General features: G+C 45.1%; 13 protein-coding genes and 1 riboswitch. Of the genes, 7 read left to right on the top strand and 6 right to left on the bottom strand.

Annotated elements, in window-relative coordinates; genetic code table 11:
• The first annotated feature begins 114 nt into the window (after positions 1-114).
• Positions 115-912, top strand: coding sequence for an alpha/beta fold hydrolase (locus F0229_RS00665; protein WP_017062100.1), 798 nt, complete (start codon positions 115-117; stop codon positions 910-912).
• Between the two features lie 131 nt (positions 913-1,043).
• Here the strand turns inward: F0229_RS00665 and F0229_RS00660 are convergent, their stop codons facing one another.
• The 5 genes from F0229_RS00660 to torD form a co-directional block, all read right to left on the bottom strand.
• Positions 1,044-1,361: a DUF2007 domain-containing protein gene (locus F0229_RS00660; RefSeq protein ID WP_017062099.1), complete on the bottom strand. Its 318-nt coding sequence runs from the start codon at positions 1,359-1,361 to the stop codon at positions 1,044-1,046.
• 64 nt (positions 1,362-1,425) lie between these two features.
• Positions 1,426-2,106 (bottom strand): TVP38/TMEM64 family protein, encoded by a 681-nt coding sequence (locus F0229_RS00655; RefSeq protein WP_017072239.1) that lies wholly within the window; start codon positions 2,104-2,106, stop codon positions 1,426-1,428.
• A gap of 134 nt (positions 2,107-2,240) precedes the next feature.
• The gene (locus F0229_RS00650; RefSeq protein ID WP_019820997.1) at positions 2,241-2,831 is read right to left on the bottom strand and encodes a TfoX/Sxy family DNA transformation protein; all 591 of its coding nucleotides are present in this window, start codon (positions 2,829-2,831) and stop codon (positions 2,241-2,243) included.
• Between the two features lie 127 nt (positions 2,832-2,958).
• A riboswitch (cyclic di-GMP riboswitch) is annotated at positions 2,959-3,044 on the bottom strand.
• Positions 3,045-3,214: 170 nt separating this feature from the next.
• A complete protein-coding gene (purR, locus tag F0229_RS00645; RefSeq protein WP_017063507.1) occupies positions 3,215-4,219 on the bottom strand; it encodes an HTH-type transcriptional repressor PurR in 1,005 nt (334 codons plus the stop codon).
• Positions 4,220-4,535: 316 nt separating this feature from the next.
• On the bottom strand, positions 4,536-5,183 hold the full coding sequence (torD, locus tag F0229_RS00640) for a molecular chaperone TorD (RefSeq protein ID WP_017062095.1): 648 nt from the start codon (positions 5,181-5,183) through the stop codon (positions 4,536-4,538).
• Positions 5,184-5,468: 285 nt separating this feature from the next.
• Here torD and torR point away from each other — a divergent pair, with 285 nt between their 5' ends.
• Positions 5,469-6,182: a two-component system response regulator TorR gene (torR, locus tag F0229_RS00635; RefSeq protein WP_017067841.1), complete on the top strand. Its 714-nt coding sequence runs from the start codon at positions 5,469-5,471 to the stop codon at positions 6,180-6,182.
• Positions 6,183-6,348: 166 nt separating this feature from the next.
• Here torR and elyC read toward each other — a convergent pair whose 3' ends face one another.
• Positions 6,349-7,200, bottom strand: coding sequence for an envelope biogenesis factor ElyC (elyC, locus tag F0229_RS00630; RefSeq protein WP_171732045.1), 852 nt, complete (start codon positions 7,198-7,200; stop codon positions 6,349-6,351).
• Positions 7,201-7,315: 115 nt separating this feature from the next.
• Here elyC and cmoM point away from each other — a divergent pair, with 115 nt between their 5' ends.
• From cmoM to fdhF, 5 genes are all read left to right on the top strand, one after another.
• Positions 7,316-8,101 carry a tRNA uridine 5-oxyacetic acid(34) methyltransferase CmoM gene (gene cmoM / locus F0229_RS00625; RefSeq protein ID WP_017063509.1) on the top strand — a complete coding sequence of 262 codons (786 nt, stop codon included), beginning with the start codon at positions 7,316-7,318 and terminating at the stop codon, positions 8,099-8,101.
• 125 nt (positions 8,102-8,226) lie between these two features.
• Positions 8,227-9,564 carry a chromosome partition protein MukF gene (gene mukF / locus F0229_RS00620; protein ID WP_017055049.1) on the top strand — a complete coding sequence of 446 codons (1,338 nt, stop codon included), beginning with the start codon at positions 8,227-8,229 and terminating at the stop codon, positions 9,562-9,564.
• Positions 9,545-10,351, top strand: coding sequence for a chromosome partition protein MukE (gene mukE / locus F0229_RS00615; RefSeq protein WP_017067527.1), 807 nt, complete (start codon positions 9,545-9,547; stop codon positions 10,349-10,351). Before mukF ends, mukE begins: the two co-directional genes overlap by 20 nt.
• Positions 10,348-14,808, top strand: a complete 4,461-nt coding sequence (gene mukB, locus F0229_RS00610; RefSeq protein ID WP_171732044.1) for a chromosome partition protein MukB — start codon at positions 10,348-10,350, stop codon at positions 14,806-14,808. The genes mukE and mukB overlap by 4 nt, the downstream gene beginning before the upstream one ends.
• Positions 14,809-15,155: 347 nt before the next feature.
• Complete coding sequence (fdhF, locus tag F0229_RS00605) at positions 15,156-19,385, top strand: formate dehydrogenase subunit alpha (protein ID WP_171732043.1); 4,230 nt, start codon at positions 15,156-15,158, stop codon at positions 19,383-19,385.
• Positions 19,386-19,398 lie beyond the last annotated feature (13 nt).

Raw genomic sequence — 19,398 nt, 5'->3', positions numbered from 1 at the left:
ATGACTAATGATAGGTTTGACACTATTATCACTTAAAGTTCTTAATAGCGTGGTATCCTTAGTCATCGCCTCGTGATGAGGCATAGCTCCATTCCAATAATTAAAGCGATAGGTATGTCTGAGAGTTTACTATTTCATAAAACATTTACTCACCCTACGAGCGATGAGTGGGTTGTATTTGTGCATGGCGCAGGAGGCAGTTCCTCCATCTGGTTCAAGCAGATCAAAGCGTATAAACAGCATTTCAACTTACTTCTCATTGATCTGAGAGGGCACGGTAAATCAGACAATATACTTAAAGGGCTGATTTCGAATCGTTATACGTTCAAATCGGTGACGCTTGATATTCTTAAAGTGTTAGACCATCTTAAGATCCGTTCTGCACATTTCGTTGGCATGTCTTTGGGCACGATTATTGTGCGTAACGTTGCCGAACTGGCGGCTGGCCGTGTACGTTCAATGGTACTGGGTGGCGCTGTCACCAAGCTAAACACTCGCTCTCAAGTGTTAATCAAGTTGGGTAACCTCAGCAAGCACATCATTCCTTACATGTGGTTATACAGCCTTTTTGCTTATGTTGTGATGCCACAAAAAAGCCAAAAAGAGTCTCGTCACCTTTTTATCCGCGAAGCCAAAAAACTGTGCCAGAAAGAATTTAAACGCTGGTTTATCTTAACGGCTGATGTAAACCCCTTGATGAAATATTTTAAAGATAGAGAGCTACCAATACCGACTCTTTATTTGATGGGTGAACGTGACTACATGTTTATTAAGCCTGTAAAAGAAATGGTTGCAGCGCATGAATCGAGTGAGCTAGTAGAAATCCCGAATTGTGGACACGTGTGTAACGTGGAAAACCCTGAAGAGTTTAATCAGCGTTCGATTGCGTTTATTCAAAAACAAATTCAGTGATTTTCTAGGCGTGAAATCAAAGATGATGAGTTAATCGAATTGAAATAAAAACGGGAAGCTAACTTTAGCTTCCCGTTTTTAATTGGAGGAGGTATCTGACCGAATCGTTCTATCAGGTCACTGAAACCCTGCTATTCAGGTGAGGCAGCACCGCACTGCCAGCAAGAGCCGAATTGCGCTTCGTTGACTTCATGACACTCACCACAACGCCACTCTTCATAGATGATCGAATCTTGCTGCTTTTGGTAGTCATTGACGAGCATGCGAGCTTTACTGGCCAATTCTGGCTCATATAACCATACGTAAGGGTCAGTTTCTTCAGTGAATGGGATTTCCCCCTTTAATCCGAACAACCCCTCACCACGGACTTCACAGGCAATATTCTCGCTTTCTAACAATCCACAGATGATATGAGCTTCTGTCGGATTCGATGCACTGAAGATTTTCATTGAAATAGAACCTTATTCGGCTATCTGTGTTGTTTAGATATTATAAACTATTCTGCTATATACATTATTCAGCTACGGGTGCTGAGCGAAACTTACCCATCAACCATTTAGCCACTATTGGGAATATCCCCAATAATGCAAATGACAATAGTACTGAAGGGGAGACGATGCCCGAAAGTGAATCAATTTCTGCGAGCTGAGTACCAGCATTCAAGAAAACCGCCGTCCCCGGTAACATCCCGATTTGACTCGTAATGTAGTAACGACTCACTGACATCGGTGTTAGACCCATCAATAGGTTGATAAGGAAAAATGGGAATACAGGAATCAGACGCAGAGAAAACAGGTAAAATGCGCCGTCTTTTTCAACCCCCTTGTTAATCGTCGCCAATTTGTCACCAAACTTGGTTTGAATCCAGTCACGCAACAGGTAACGGCTACTTAAGAAAGCTAAGGTCGCACCGATCGCACTTGCGAAAGATACCAGTAGCAAGCTGTTCCAGAAGCCGAATAGCGCGGCCCCTAATAAGGTTACAACAGCGGCACCAGGAATGGAGAAAGCCGTAATCATGACATACGCGACAAAATAGATAGCGGCAGCCGCAATAAAGTTGCTGTCAATGTAGTCATTTAACACAGCTTGTTGGGCCTTAGCATTTTCAAGCGTTAAGTATTGGCCGAAATTGATGCCTAACAAGACGATGGTTACGACCAACACAATACCCAATATCATTTTCTTACTCATTGATACTTCCTCTAAATTTTCAATGCATACCGATAGTATAGATAGACAGGCAAAGCATAGATTAACTTTCACCAGATATAAAAAAAGCCGCAGTAAATGCGGCTTAGTTATGTATATAGATTGCACTGACAATGTTAATTGACGCGATTGATAAGCTCCTCGCGACGCTGCTGCGGTATAACAGACCAATGTGTACCATTAATCGCGCCTTCTAGCGCCCAAAGTAGTTCAATACTGACAGAAGACGCATGCGATTCTTTGATGGCGTTAAATGCGTTTACAGAGCCAGATTCATATAAACGTTCTACAGAATCGATCCCTGCCTTTTTCAACATACGCTCGGTAGCGAGTCGAAGATTAGGCAGATCTTTGAGTCGGGTCGGCTTAGCAGAAGACTGCTCAGCTTTTTCTTCTTTAGCAAAACCTAGAGACGTGGTTGCAAGCTGCAAGATTTTCTCTTGGTCTTGCCAGAGGCCTTCAGGTAAAGCGAAATATTTAGTAACGACAGGGAAACCACGTTTTTTGTAGACGTACGGTTGAAACCCTTGTTGTTCGAATTGTTTCGTTGTGCCTTTGTCTGCGCGTATGTGCAACTGGTCATTTACAACCAGAGCAAACATAGTGTCATCAGCAAAAAGACCGAAGCCACCAAACATTGAGCGTGATTTTATTTTTCCTAGGGACTCAAATAACTTCATCGAGTCCTTTAGTATCGGTTTATCCATGTTATTTATCTCGGTGTATTTGAACTACGCCACCAAATAAGCAGGTCCGAGAGATTAGCAAAATGTTGCAATTAAATTGTCAATAAGCCGTAAATTACTAAATTATTAGTAGTTACTGCATTTTGCCATCGGTAACCCCGCTACCATACCAACGAGTGGTTTAGGCCGGAAGCTTTGCGTCTCACTCTTTCGAGTGGTTTGCCCTGTGCGTGACTGATTGAATAGAATAAAGTTTTTGTTGAATGAGGCTCACACTTGTTATTTCAAAATGTGATATTGCTTCAATTAATGATCTTTCCAGTATGATACCAGGTTCATTCCTGTTGTTGATAAAAAAAGCGCACCTAAAGGTGCGCTTAATTATATTAAACTGAATTTATCAATTAATTTAACGTTTTAACTGTGCTTCGCTCAACAATTTCAGGATGCATTTCGAAGACGCGTTTTTCGTGGTCTTTGTCTTTGATGCGCTCCAATAGAATTTCGAATGCATTCTTACCAACACGACGTTTTGGTTGGTGAACTGTCGTTAACGGCGGAGAGAAGTATTCAGCGAGTTCGATGTTGTCGTAACCGATCACTGAGATATCTTCAGGAATGCGGATGCCTTTTTCTTGCAGTCGGCTCATTAAGCCGAGTGCCATTGTGTCGTTAAAGCAGAATACCGCCGTTGGACGATCTTCCATCTCAACGATTTGTTCTGCAGCAAGAACAGCCGTATCACACTCGAAGTTGCCTTCGATGATCATATTGTCATCGGCAGAAATTTTAGCTTCGTTCAGTGCGCGCTTGTAACCGGCAATACGTTCAACACATGCTGCTTTGTCTAAGTGGCCACTTAAACATGCAATCTTAGAGTGACCGCGTTCAATAAGGTATTTGGTCGCTAGGTAGCCACCTTCTTCAGAGTTATCGATGATCTTATCAGCTTGAGAACTCTCTGGGCCCCAGTCCATAATAACTTTAGGGATGTCAGCGTGACGGTCTAACATCTCTCTTAGTTCTTCAGTTAGGTCAGAACACATAACTAAGATGCCATCTACACGTTTCTCTGCAAGCATTCGAATGTAGTCACGTTGCTTCTCATAGATACCGCCCGTATTACACAGGATCAAAGTGTAACCTTGACGGTAGCAGTAGCTCTCAACACCATCGATAACTTCAGAGAAGAATAGATTAGTTGATTGAGTCACTAGCATGCCGATGGTGCGTGTTGTATTACACTTCAAGCTACGAGCAACAGCACTTGGTGCATAGTTCAGTTCATCTACGGCTTTGTTTACTTTTTCTTGCGTTGCTTCTGCAACAAAGCGAGTTTTATTGATTACGTGAGAAACGGTTGTTGTTGATACGCCGGCTAAGCGAGCGACATCTTTTATAGTGGCCATGGTTTTATCCTATTAGAAGCTACTTTCCCAAAGTACGGAATAAAGTAGCCGTTAAGCTACCTAACTAAGAGCTTAAATTTGTAGGGCTCTTTGGGTACTAAAAGTGCTAAAAAACAAAAAACCGCTATTGAGCGGCTTGTCTTAACACCGAAATGCTCAAAACTATAATAAGCATAGCATTTCGTGAATGTTTCATATTTTATCGTTTGCGGTCACAATTTTAGACTGACTAGAAATTACTCGCAATAAAATTCACCCGGAAACCCGGGTGAATTGTCACATTCTTCTGAATTTATTTAACGAGTCATCCAATAAGCTATTCACCAGCTAAATATTGAGTGTCTAATTGACAGAATGCGAGTAGCAACGATGAGACGGAGGCGTAGAAACCGAATTCATCAACGTCATGACATTTCACGTTGAACTTTGGTAACCAAGTCAGCAGTTGTTGTTCGATAAACTGCTGTTGAGCGGCAAATGAATTCTCTAGTTCTTCTTCAATATTCGTTTCGTTTGAACGAATGATCAAGTTACCAAGGAAATCGAGTTCGATAGCAATGTGGTCTGCTGGCTCTTTTAGATCTTGGTTCACAACTAAGTTGTGCTTAGCCATGATCTCTTCCATATCTTTTGCTGGCTTATCATTCAAAAGGCCAGTTTCGCCGATATACATTGAAGCGTAAGGAAGAGCGCCGTGCTTATCTGTCTTTAAGAAAAGATCGCAAAAGTCTGCAGACAGTTCTAGCTGAGCATCTTCACGAGTTTGTAGGCGGTTCAGCGCATCCACTAACTTATCAATCGCTGGCTTTAGTGTCTCATTTTCGCCTAAACCAGTTAGGAAAGAACGAATTTCAACAGAGTGGTAGTGATCGAGTTCTTCTTGAGTGAGCTCTTTGGCAAATAAGCTTGATAGCCACCAGTATATTTCTGCTCTTTGCTCGTTGAACGCTTTCGTATCTTTCATTTGTTAGATCCTGACTTAGTCTTGTGATGTTGCTTATATGCATCTTGAAGTCACTTGGGCATAAGCACACCAAGGCTGAATAACAAGGTTATTTGCGAAACGCAAAGTTACTCGTTAGTAGTAATGCCTATATTGAATTGCGATGGACGATAAATAGCAAGGTTTAAGATTGTCTTGTATCAAAAAAAATCCATGTTTCTGGCTTTTATCTTCTGTACCACTAGAATTGTTACTAGTTATGAATAGAATAGTCACTGAAACTATTAAATAAGAAAAGTGGTGTACATGAGCTATCACGTATTAGTCGTAGAAGATGATGTGGTAACCCGCAGTAAACTGGTTGGATACTTCCAGAACGAGGGTTACACAGTGAGCGAAGCAGAAAGCGGCGCTCAAATGAGAAACGTGTTAGAAGAAAACAACGTTGACCTCATTATGCTGGACATCAACTTACCAGGCGAAGATGGATTGATGCTAACTCGCGAATTACGCAGTCAATCAGACATTGGAATTATTTTAGTTACTGGACGCACGGATAGCATCGACAAGATCGTAGGCCTTGAAATGGGCGCTGACGATTACGTTACTAAACCCTTCGAACTTCGCGAGTTATTAGTTCGAGTTAAAAACCTACTTTGGCGTATCTCTGCTGCTCGTAAAACAGCAGCGGGCGCTGTAGAAGAAACATCAGATGAGTCTGTGGTTCGTTTTGGTGAGTGGACATTTGATATCCCTCGTCGTGCGTTAAGCAAGAACGGCGAACCAGTGAAACTGACCAAAGCAGAATACGAACTGCTAGTGGCTTTGTCTTCTTACCCTAATCAAGTATTAAGCCGCGAACGTATTTTGAATATGATTAGCCACCGAGTGGACGCGCCTAATGACCGTACTATCGACGTGCTGATTCGTCGTATGCGTGCAAAAATGGAGTTCGATCCTAAGAACCCACAAATCTTTGTGACGGTTCACGGTGAAGGTTACATGTTCGCTGGTGATTGATTTCCTTCGGGAGTGATTAATTAACAACGACATTTAAACGTAAAAAGCCGAGACATCATTGATGTCTCGGCTTTTTTATTACTCAGCTTTTACTGTTAACGACCAGAGAATCTACAAATACTTGGCGACTCTGTATGCTTAAGATGAGTTTAAAGATTCAATGGGCTTATTGAGGCTGAGCCGCGGAAACTTCACCGTCATCTTCAATTAAGCTGGAAGCTTCTGGAATAACAGGCTCTTCAACAATGTCATTGCTTGTATCTAGCCAATCACGCAGGCTTTGCCAAACCAATCCCATGGTTTCGTGCCAGTAACGCTCAGTCTGCTCAAGGTATAGCGCTTTCGGCATGTACTTTTCCCACGGCTCAACTATACCTTCTTGTGCAAGGTAGTTAGTTGGTGCCGGCAGTGGTTTTATTCCAGCAGCATTGAATTCGTTCAGTGCGCGAGTCATATGGCTCGCTGAAGTCACCAACACCATTCTTTTATTCTTAACGAACGCAGCGGCTTGGCGGGCTTCTTCCCAAGTGTCTTTTGCGGTTTCAAGCAGAATGATGTCGGGCTTTGCTACGCCAAGTGCTAAAGCCACTTTAGCCATCATTCTTGCGTTACTTACTTCAGTGCCTGCGCCATAGCCAGACAAAATGAGTTTTGCACCAGGGTAGAGGCGTAGAATACGAATCCCTTCACTTAAACGCATCAGGCCGGTGCGGCTAAGTTCTGATGTCGGTGGAATTTGGTCGTCTACGACGTGACCACTTCCAAGAACCATCACGTAATCGACGGTTTCATCGACAGGTAAAAATGCGGTGTGTTGCCTTTCCATTGGCATTAAAAGTTGACTAGAAACTGGCTGGAAAGCGATTAGGAAAATACCACATAGGGCTGAGAGGGTGATTAGGCAACCAGTCTTCCTTTTGGTAGTAAACATCACTAGGGCTAAACCCAGAAAAGCGAGAATTAACATTGCTGGCAGTGGCATCAATAGCGAAGACACTACTTTTTTCAGCTCAAACATATCCGAATAGTCCGAAAAAACATCACTTAGTAGTAAAAAGAGACATCGCCTCTTTATTCCTGAAATTCCTGTGACAGAATAGCAGGCACGATAGGACATAATAACTCAAGTAGCCGTGACTGAAGACCGTAATTTCGACGATATTGCCCACAAATTTGCAAAAAATATTTACGGCTCTGACAAAGGAGAGATCCGTCAGATCATCGTATGGGAAGATTTAGAACAAGCTTTGAGCAAGTTTGAGCAATCAGCTTCGCCGCTGCATGTGCTTGATGCTGGAGGCGGCCTTGCGCAGATGTCGCAAAAAATTGCGTCGCTTGGGCATAACGTTTCTCTATGTGATCTCTCTTCTGAAATGCTGAAGCTCGCCGAAGAAAGTATCAGCGAAGCGGGTTTGCTAGAGCAATATCGATTTATTCATTCACCGGTACAAAAAGTCGCAGAACATCTCGATGAGAAAGTCGATTTTGTGATGTTTCATGCCGTAATGGAATGGTTAGCCGATCCTAAAGAGGCGCTTGATTTATTGCTTGAACAAGTTAAGCCAGGTGGTGTTGCCTCGATAATGTTTTACAACCACCACGGATTAGTCCTGAAAAATGTGATTTGTGGCAACATTCCTCATGTATTGAATGGGATGCCACATCGAAAACGGTTTAAGCTGCAACCACAAAAAGGCTTGAAGCCGGAAGAGGTTTATCAATGGATAGAAGACGCTGGTCTAGAAATCTGTGGTAAATCAGGCATTCGCTCTTTCAGTGACTACATAGGTAATATGGAGTACATGGGCGATTACCAATTTGAAGATGTATTGGAACTGGAAAAACAGCTATGTCGCCAAGAGCCATATCTGTCACTAGGCCGTTATATTCACGTTTGGGCTCAAAAACCTGCGCAATAACAGCGGTGAATGTGGTAAAAGAAGCCACAACATGCGCTATGCAATCGTAAGAAGCCCGCGTCATAAAGAAATAGGCGTCATATCTAATACATTCGATATGACGAAGAACAGTAACAGGAACCACAATGAGTGAAATGACTCAAACTGCCGAAGAGCAGCCAATTGATGAGTTGGTGGGCTGGGTCAAGCAGCATGATTTTTCATTAAACTTGCCACCAGAGCGCTTAGCATTTTTGATTGCTATCGCAGTACTAAGCAATGAAAGGTTCGATGAAGAGTTGGGCGAGGGTGAACTGCACGATGCATTTACCATCGTCACTCGACTGTTTGAAGATACTGGCGAAGCGTCCGCGTTTCGTGCCAACAATGCCATCAACGAGTTAGTTAAACAGAAGTTGATTAGCCGCTTTACCAGCGAAATCACCGATGGTGCGAGTATTTATCGCTTATCACCATTGGCGATTGGTATTTCAGATTATTACTTACGCCACCGTCAGTTCTCTAAGTTAAAACTGTCTATCCAGCTTTCTATGGTTGCGGACGAGATGGCAAAAGCCATTGAAGCAGCACAAAAAGGCGGAACTCCAGGACATTGGAGAAAGAATGTTTACGGCGTGCTCAAGTATTCTGTTGGTGAAATTTTCGATCAGATTGATCTTAACCAACGTGTTATGGATGAGCAGCAGCAAACCGTTAAACAGCAAATTGCCGACCTTTTAAACAAGGATTGGCGAGAGGCGATTAACAACTGTGAAACCTTGCTTTCAGAAACCTCGTCCACACTAAAAGAATTGCAAGACACCTTGCAAGCGGCGGGGGATGAACTGCAAACACAGATCCTCGATATTCAAGAAATTGTTTACGGTGACGATGAACTCGAGTTCGTTGGCGAAACCCTGTTCGGCTTGCAGATGAAGCTAGACCGAATCACCAGTTGGGGCCAACAAGCCATCGATTTATGGATCGGCTACGACCGCCATGTTCACAAGTTCATCCGTACCGCGATTGATATGGATAAAAACCGCGCCTTTAGCCAGCGCTTGCGTCAGTCAGTCACTGACTACTTTGATGCGCCTTGGTTATTGACCTACGCCGATGCTGAGAAGCTGACGGATCTTCGTGATGAAGCGCTCGTGCTTCGTGATGACGAAGTGATGGGACAAGCACCAATCGACGTAGAGTACGAAGAATTTGAGCAAGTAAATGACCTGCTTTCAGATCGAATTGCAGAGATGTTAAAAGCTCACAAACAGCAAGGCGCGCCAATTGATCTTGGCCTTGTGTTACGCGATTACCTCGCTGCACACCCTCGCACACACCATTTTGATTTAGCCAGAATTGTTGTCGATCAAGCCGTGCGCTTAGGTTACTCAGAGTCTGACTATCAGGCTATTCAGCCAGATTGGCAGGCAATTAACGATTTCGGTGCAAAGGTACAAGCAAATGTCATTAACAAGTACTGATGATTACATGCCAGAGAAACTGGTAAAAGCGATAGCGAACCCACTGTTCCCTGCGCTAGATAGCATGCTGCGTTCAGGTAAGCATGTTTCAACAGAAGACCTAGATAACCACGCGTTGCTGTCTGATTTTGAAGTTGAGCTTCAGCATTTCTATCAACGCTACAATACGGAATTGGTAAAAGCGCCGGAAGGTTTCTATTACCTGCGTCCGCGTTCTACGTCTCTGATTGGTCGTAGTGTGTTGTCTGAGCTCGACATGTTGGTTGGAAAGGTGTTGTGTTTCTTATACCTAAGCCCAGAACGTCTTGCTCATGAAGGTATCTTCACCAACCAAGAACTGTTTGATGAGTTGATGTCGTTAGCGGATGAGAAAAAACTCATGAAGCTAGCAACCAACCGTGCGTCTGGTTCTGACCTAGATAAAGAAAAGCTGTTCGAAAAAGTACGTACTTCTCTACGTCGCTTACGCCGTATCGGTATGTTGATTGCGATTGGTGAAACCGGCAAGTTCCGTATCAGCGAAGCGGTATTCCGTTTTGGCGCTGACGTTCGTGTTGGCGATGATATGAAAGAAGCGCAGTTACGTCTTATCCGTGATGGTGAAGCTGTGGTGCATACCCAAGAGCCTAACCAAGGTAGCTTGTTGAATGAAGAACAAGCGGAAGCCACATCAGAAGTAGATGCAGACGTAGACGAAAACGGTCAACAAGACATTTTTAACGATCAAGCTGACTTTGACCTTGAGTCAAATGCTGGCGAACAAACAAAAGTAGAAGGTGAAGCATGATTGAAAGAGGTAAGTATCAATCATTAACCATGGTCAACTGGAACGGCTTCTTTGCGCGTACTTTTGATATTGATGGATTGGTTACAACGCTTTCTGGCGGTAACGGTGCGGGTAAGTCGACCACAATGGCGGCATTCATCACAGCACTGATCCCTGACCAAAGCCTTCTGCATTTCCGTAACACAACGGAAGCGGGTAGCTCACAGTCATCTCGTGATAAAGGCCTTTACGGTAAGCTTCAACCTGGCGCATGTTATGCTGCACTAGATGTTGTGAACTCTCGTAATCAACGCCTATTGTTTGCAGTAAAACTGCAGCAAGTTGCCGGTCGTGACAAGAAAGTAGACATCAAACCGTTCGTAATCCAAGGCCTTCCAAGCCATGTGAAACCAACGGATGTGTTGATTCAGAATGTTTCAGACAGCCACGCTCGCGTATGTCAGTTGAATGATGTGAAAGCGGCGGTAGCGCAATACGAAGGCGCTCATTTTAAAGCCTTCTCTTCGATTGTTGATTACCACTCGCAAATGTTTGAATACGGTGTGGTACCTAAGAAACTGCGTAACAGCAGCGACCGCTCTAAGTTCTACCGTTTGATCGAAGCATCGCTTTACGGCGGTATTTCTAGTGCGATTACGCGTTCTCTGCGCGATTATCTTCTACCGCAAAACGGTGGTGTGAAGAAAGCATTCCAAGACATGGAATCAGCACTGCGTGAGAACCGCATGACGCTAGAAGCGATCAAGACAACTCAGTCGGACCGTGACCTGTTCAAACACTTGATCACTGAATCGACGAACTACGTGGCAGCAGATTACATGCGCCATGCCAACGACCGTCGTAACAAGCTTGATCAAACCATGAAGTTCCGTGGTGAACTGTTTGGTTCGCGTGAAACCTTGCATGATCAAAACAACTTGTTGAACCGTGTTCAAGAAGAATTAGAGCTGTTGGTCGATCAAGAGTCGGCACTAGAGCAAGATTATCAAGCGGCTTCGGATCATCTTCAATTGGTTCAAACTGCACTTCGCCAGCAAGAGAAGATTGCTCGCTATAGCGAAGATCTAGAAGAGCTTAATGAGCGTCTAGAAGAGCAGATGATGGTAGTGGAAGAAGCTCAAGAGCGAGTACTTCTTGCTGAAGAGCAGGCAACCATCACTGAAGAAGAAGTGGATAGCCTGAAAACTCAGCTTGCTGATTACCAACAAGCGTTGGATGTTCAGCAGACTCGTGCACTTCAGTACCAGCAAGCGGTTCAAGCATTAGAGAAAACTAAGCAGTTGCTTGGTGATGAATCGATTACGGCAGAAAGTGCATTAACTCTTGTTTCTGAGCTAAAAGCACAAGAAGAATCAAGCACTCAAGCGCTACTGGCTACTAAGCACAAGCTAGATATGTCTTCTGCAGCTTCAGCACAGTTCGACAAAGCACTGTCTTTAGTTAAGAGCATCGTTGGTGACGTGGAGCGCAAAGAAGCGTCTAGCAGCGCTAAGCAAGCTTTAGAAAAAGGTCGTAACGCAAAACACGTTGTTGAGAACGAACAGCAGTGGCGCGCTCAGCACCGCGACATGGCTCGTGATGTGGCTCAGCAGCGTCAAGCAAAAGAGCTAGCGACTGAATACCAAAAGCAACACAACATCTCACTGACTGACGAAGCGGTTTTCGATGAAGAACGTGAACGTCATGCTATGCAGATCGAGTCTCTTGAGTACGCTCAAGAAGAGCTGCGTGAAGCGAAGAGTGAGCAACGTCGTGTACAACAAAACCACGATCAAGAGATTCAAAAACTTGAGTCTATTGCTCCAGCATGGATCACGGCAAACGATGCGCTTGAAGCATTAAGAGATCAAACCGACGCTGAGCTAGAAGATAGCCAAGCGGTGATGACTCAAATGCAACAAGTGCTTGAAGATGAGAAATCTCAAGCGGTAGCAAAAGATCAGTTGGCTACGCGCCGAGCTGAACTTGAGCACGAAATTGAGCGTTTAGCGTCTCCAGGTGGTTCTAACGATCCTCGCCTCAAAGGCCTAGCGGATACGCTTGGTGGCGTGCTGCTTTCTGAGATCTACGATGATATCACTATTGGTGATGCGCCGTACTTCAGTGCGATGTACGGCCCGGCTCGTCACGCAATTGTGGTTTCTGATCTTGATGGTATTAAAGAGAAGCTGGTGGATCTTGATGATTGTCCAGAAGACCTTTACATCCTAGAAGGCGATGTCGACGCGTTTGATGACAGTTCATTCAATGCCGATGAGCTTGAAGGCGCAGTGTGTGTTCAGCTGAACGATCGCCAAATGCGTTACTCTCGTTTCCCTGAGATCCCACTGTTTGGCCGTGCGGCTCGTGAACAACGTCTAGAGAAATTGCGCGAAGAGCGTGACGTTGTGGTTGAAAACCACGCGAAGGCAGCGTTTGACTCTCAAAAACTGAATCGCCTATACCAAGCATTCAACAGCTTTGTTGCGAAGCACCTGCACGTTGCGTTTAACGCAGACCCAGAGCAAGCACTTGCTGCGATTCGTGATAAGCGTAATCAAATTGTTCGTTCTCTGGCTGAGCTTAACTCTAAAGAGCAGCAGCAACGCAGTCAGCTTCTACAAAGCAAGCAGGCACTTGGTGCGCTAGATAAATTAGCACCAATGGTTCGTATTTTAGAAGACGAAACATTGGCTGAGCGTTTAGCTGAATTAGAAGCGCAACTAGAGCGTTTAAGTGAAGCGAAATCTTACTTGAAGACGCACGGCAAGGCGCTTACTTCTCTAGAACAGTTCGTATCTGCACTAGACGCTGACCCAGAGCAATTCGAAGCTTTGGAAGCAGAGTACCGTCAAGCAGACAACGCGCTACAAACGCTAAAAGGCAAAGTGTTCGCACTGTCTGATCTGATTGAGCGTCGTCATTACTTTGCTTACGCGGATTCTGTTGATTTGCTTAATAAGAGCAGTGAACTGAGCGAGCAACTGAAAGCGAAGTTGGTTCAAGCTGAACAAGCAAGAACCAAAGGCCGCGATGGCTTGAAGCAAGCTCGCGAACAGATGAACCAATACAACCAAGTATTGGCGGCACTGAAGAGCTCATATCAAGCGAAGCAAGAAACGGTTCAAGAGTTCAAACAAGAGCTACAAGAGTTCGGCGTAAACGCTGACGAAGGCGCTGAAGAGCGTGCTGTACGTCGTCGTGACGAGCTTCAAGAGCGTCTGCACACATCTCGCAGCCGTAAGAGTGAATACGAGCGTACGATTACGTCAACTGAACTTGAGATGAAAGCACTGGCTAAGCGTCTTAAGAAAGTTCAAAAAGAGTACACCGAGCTTCGTACTTTCGTTGTTGCAGCAAAAGCAGGCTGGTGTTCAGTACTTCGCTTAGCTCGTGAAAATGATGTTGAACGTCGTCTTCATAAGCGTGAACTGGCTTACCTAACGGCGGGCGAGCTTCGTTCTATGTCGGATAAATCACTGGGTGCTTTACGTCTAGCTGTAGCTGACAATGACGACCTACGTGATTCGCTGCGTCTATCTGAAGACAACGCACATCCAGAGCGTAAGGTTCTGTTCTACATTGCGGTTTATCAACACCTTCGCGAGCGTATTCGCCAAGACATCATTCATACGGATGATCCGGTTGAAGCAATCGAAGAGATGGAAGTTGAGCTCGCTCGATTAACAGAAGAACTGACGCAGCGTGAAAACCGCTTGGCGATCAGCTCTGAGTCGGTAGCAAGCATCATCAAGAAAACGATTCAGCGCGAGCAGAACCGTATTCGAATGCTGAACCAAGGGCTGTCGAACATCTACTTTGGTCAGGTTAAGGGCGTACGTCTGAACGTTAAGATTCGTGAAAGCCACGAGATCTTGCTATCAGGGCTAGCGACTCAGCAAGAGCAACACAAAGACTTGTTTGAATCAACACGCTTTACCTTCTCAGAAGCGATGGCGAAGTTGTTCCAACGTGTTAACCCACATATCGATATGGGTCAACGTTCTCCACAAGTTCTAGGTGAAGAGCTACTGGATTACCGCAACTACCTAGAATTAAGTGTTGAAGTTAACCGTGGTTCAGACGGTTGGTTACAAGCGGAATCGGGCGCACTGTCTACGGGTGAAGCGATCGGTACTGGTCAGTCTATCCTACTGATGGTTGTTCAGAGCTGGGAAGAAGAGTCTCGTCGACTTCGTAGCAAAGACATCGTTCCATGTCGTTTGTTGTTCCTTGATGAAGCAGCTCGTCTGGATGCGAAATCTATCTCTACCTTGTTCGAACTGTGTGACCGTTTAGGTATGCAACTTTTGATTGCAGCACCAGAGAACATTAGCCCTGAGAAAGGCACAACCTACAAACTGGTTCGTAAGGTCTTTAAAGATCACGAGCACGTACATGTTGTTGGCCTGCGCGGTTTTGCTCAAAACAAACCGGCATCCCCAGTTCAAGAGCTTATTGAAGAAGCTGAGCAATAACCTTGATAGCCGAGCAATAAGCTTGATAACTGAGTTATAAGCTCGAAAGCGACTCAATGATATTTGTACAAAGCCCCTAATCATTAGGGGCTTTTTTGTACCTTGAATCTAATTTCTTACTTCTTACTTCTACAGCAGAACCCCTCCCGCTTAATCCTTTCGTCGACACTGATAAGACCACTCATACATTATGGTTATTATCAATGGAACTTGTTTGAGGTCACACGCACAAAACCACAGATAATGTATGGTAATGACATAGATTTAATAATATTAATAATATTGTATTACTTAAATTTTAATTGTTGATAACTCGCGTGTGCGAAAGGTAAAGGTAGGACTTAGGTATGATTCAAATCGTTATTGATGGGAAATATCGAATCGTCGAGCAAGGACAAACCGTTCTTGAAGCGGCAAAAACATGTGGTTTGGAAATCCCATCTTTATGTGGTTTGAATAAAACAGCAGATAAAGTGCCGTGTGATTTGTGTGTTGTGGAAGTTGATGGCGTTGGTGTTACTCGCTCTTGTGAGCTTGAAGTGTCTAATGGGCTGAATATTACCACTCAGTCAAAACAGTTAACGAATCATCGACAAGAAGCGTTGAATCGCATCATGACCGATCACTACGCTGACTGTGAGGCGCCATGCCAAACAGCCTGTCCTGCTGGGGTCGACATCCAATCTTACCTGCACCATATTGCTCAAAATGATCACATTAAAGCGATTGAAGTGATCAAAAAGACATTGCCAATGCCGCTTTCAATTGGTCGTGTGTGTCCTGCTTTCTGTGAAACCGAATGTCGTCGTAACTTGGTCGATGAATCCATTGCGATTCGCCAACTCAAACGACACGCTGCCGATGCGGATCTAGCGGCTCAAGAGAGCTACATGCCAGCGAAGAAACCAAATAAAGGCAAGAGCATTGCTATTGTTGGTAGTGGCCCCGGTGGGCTTACGGCGGGTTATTACCTATCTAACGAAGGCTATGATGTCAGTGTCTATGAGTCGATGCCGCAAGCGGGTGGTTGGCTGCGTTACGGTATCCCTGAATATCGCTTACCTAAGTCGATTCTAGATAAAGAAATCGAGTTGATGTGTCGCAACGGAATGGTGGTTGAGTGCGGTAAAAAACTCGGTGTTGATTTTACACTGTCTGATTTAAGTAACGATTTTGATGCGGTTTGTTTAGCCGTTGGTGCATCGCAAGCGGTCGAGATGAATTACCCGGGTAGCGAACTCGGAGGTTGTTATTTGGGTGTCGATTATCTGAAAGATTACGTGACCGATCAGCAGTACGTCACTGGTAAAAAGGTTGCCGTGATCGGTGGCGGTAATACAGCGATTGACTGTGCTCGAACCGCAGTTCGTGATGGCGCGGATACTACGCTGATTTATCGTCGTACTCGAGATGAGATGCCAGCAGAAGATTACGAAATCGAAGAAGCTGAACATGAGGGTGTGAAGTTCCACTTCTTAACCAACCCTGCAGAAAACATAGCCGATGAAAATGGTCATGTATCAGAAATACGATTAGAACGAATGGCTTTGGGTCCTGCTGATGCTTCAGGCCGCCGCAGCCCTAAACCAACTGGCGAGTTCTTTGTTGAAGCGTTTGATACGGTTATTGCTGCCGTGTCGCAAAAGCCTGATCTGAGCTTTATGGACAATGAAGCGATTGATATTCCTCTTACTCGTTGGAATACCGCAGATGCTGATCCACAAACCATGCATACCGGAACCGGAAATATTTTCAGTATTGGTGATTTCCGACGCGGCCCTGCAACCGCAGTCGAAGCGGTGGGGGATGGGCGTATTGCTGCACAAGCGATCGATCGCTTCTTCCATGGTGATATGGACAATATTCCAGCCAAACCGTTTAACTCAAGAAAGCACAAACAGCTCAAAGCGGTGGATCCTGAGCAATACCAGTCGATACAACGCATGGCTCGTAAGATCATGCCAGAACTAACGCCCGAGCAGCGTGAACAAAGCTTTGATGAAGTAGAAACAGGGTTTGAGAATGCTGATGCAATAGCGGAAGCTGCAAGATGTCTAGAGTGTGGCTGCCAAGCCAATACCGATTGCGACCTACGAGACTACTCGACCGAATACAAAGCAACGCAAACGCATCCAGAGTACAAAATCGATGTGGCTTCGAATGAGAGTTGGCAGGCGATTCGTGCTGAAGAAGCGAAGGTCGGGTTAACAAGGCAAAAATTTTCGGTCGATGACAGTTCTGAGTTCATTATCTTTGACGCCAACCGCTGTATTAGTTGTGGCCAGTGTATTCAAGCATGTCGAGAACAGAATGTTCATGGCGTTCTAAGCTTCATGAATCAATCGGATGGCAAACCTGCATCAAGACCTGAATGTCGCCCTAACTTTGGGGCAGATAAGACCTTAATGGGCGACTCAAACTGCGTTCAATGTGGATCGTGTATTCAGGTGTGTCCAACCGGTGCAATGGTGGATGCTCGCGACAGAAAGCAGGGAGACACAGACGTACTCAAGAAAGTCGATACCATCTGCACCTATTGCGGTGTCGGCTGCAAGCTAACCATGCATATCGATGAGCAGAAAAACAAAATCCGCTATATCGAAGGCGGAGACTCTCCGGTTAATGAAGGCATGTTGTGTGTTAAGGGACGATTTGGCTTCGATTTTGTGGGCAGCGATGCGCGTTTAACCACACCATTAATTCGTAAAGATGGCTGGTTGCAACCTGCAAGTTGGGATGAGGCAGTTAAGCTTATTGCCGAGAAGTTTACTGCGATTAAGCAAGGCTTTGGCAGTAACGCTTTAGCGGGGTTCTCGTCGGCGAAAACCACCAATGAAGATAACTATGCCTTCCAAAAATTCATACGTCGTGAACTCGGTACCAATAACGTCGATCACTGTGCGCGCCTTTGTCACGCATCTACTGTTACTGGTTTAGAGGCTTCGCTAGGTAGCGGGGCGATGACCAATGATATTCCAAGCATCAAGCACTCAGATGTGATCTTTATTATTGGCTCCGACACCACGTCAGCACACCCAATTATTGGCTCGCATATCAAGCAAGCTGTGAGACATGGTGGAGCGAGATTGATCGTTGCCGATCCAAAACGAATCGATATTGCTGACCATGCTGAACTTTATTTAGCGCACCGACCGGGTACTGATGTAATGTTGATCAATGGTGTGATGCAGCAAATCATCAAACACGGTTGGTACGACCAAGAGTATATCGAAGACCGTGTGGATGGCTTTGATACCTTGCTTCAAGAGGTAATGTCACCAAGTTATTCACTAGACAAAGTGGAGCTGGTAACTGGCGTTAAAGCGGAAGACATCTTCGCAATGGCGCGATTGATTGGTACTGCAGAGCGTACAGCGGTGTACTACTCGATGGGCATTACGCAACATACCACTGGTCACGATAACGTTCGATCAATCGCTAACCTACAGCTCTTGTGTGGCAATATCGGAATTGAAGGCGGCGGTATCAACCCATTACGTGGTCAATCCAATGTTCAGGGTGCGTGTGACATGGGCGCATTGCCAAATAACCTTCCGGGTTATCAGAAAGTGTACAACCCAATGGTTCGTCAAAAATTCGCGATGGAGTGGGGTGTTTCTGACCTACCGGCTGAAACAGGCTTAACGTTGACCGAAATTATTGATGGAGCGTGTCATCGAGATGTTCGTGGTCTGTACGTAATGGGCGAGAACCCAGTGCTGAGTGACCCGAACCAAGCGCATGTGATTGAAGGTCTTGAAGCATTAGATTTCCTCGTGGTTCAAGATATTTTCTTAACCGAAACCGCTCAATATGCCGATGTGGTGCTACCGTCTTGCTCGTTTGCTGAGAAGTCTGGTCATTTTACTAATACCGAGCGTCGTGTTCAGCGTATTAACCCGGCGGTATTGCCTCCAGGTGAAGTGAAAGAAGATTGGGTGATTATCCAAATGTTGGCTAATGCGATGGGCGGCAATTGGGAATATGATTCGGTTGCTGATATCACCAATGAGATAGCGCGTGTCACGCCACAGTATGGTGGTTTACGTTGGGAGAACATTACGGTGAACGGCGTGCAATGGCCAAGTAATAAGAACAACCCTGATGGCACACGTATCATGCACCAGACCCAATTTACGCGTGGGCGTGGTCAAATGGAGGCGATTCCGTTTAGATACGCTGCTGAGCTACCGGATGCGGAATACCCGTTAGTATTAACGACAGGCCGTATTCTAGAACAGTTCCACACCGGAACCATGACACGTAAAACAAAAGGGTTGGATAACTTAGCAGGGCCGCGTGCCATGGTGAGTGTTCATGATGCTGAAGCGCTAGGTATCTCGAATGGTCAGATGCTTAAGGTCTCAACACGTCGTGGTGAAATCGAAATCGCGGCCTTTGTGACTAAACGAATGCAAAAGGGTGTGGTATTTATTCCATTCCATTTTGTTGAATCACCAGTTAACCGTTTGACTACCACAGCGACTGATCCACACGCGAAGATCCCTGAATTTAAGGTGGCGGCTGTGCGTATTGATCCTATTCGTGAGCCTGAGAGTGAAGTAACAGAGGCTTAATCATATTAGCTCG

The sequence above is a fragment of the Vibrio sp. AIC-3 genome, assembly GCF_013114515.1.
Lineage (GTDB): Bacteria > Pseudomonadota > Gammaproteobacteria > Enterobacterales > Vibrionaceae > Vibrio > Vibrio crassostreae_C.
This window is presented reverse-complemented; position numbering and strand designations above follow the sequence as displayed.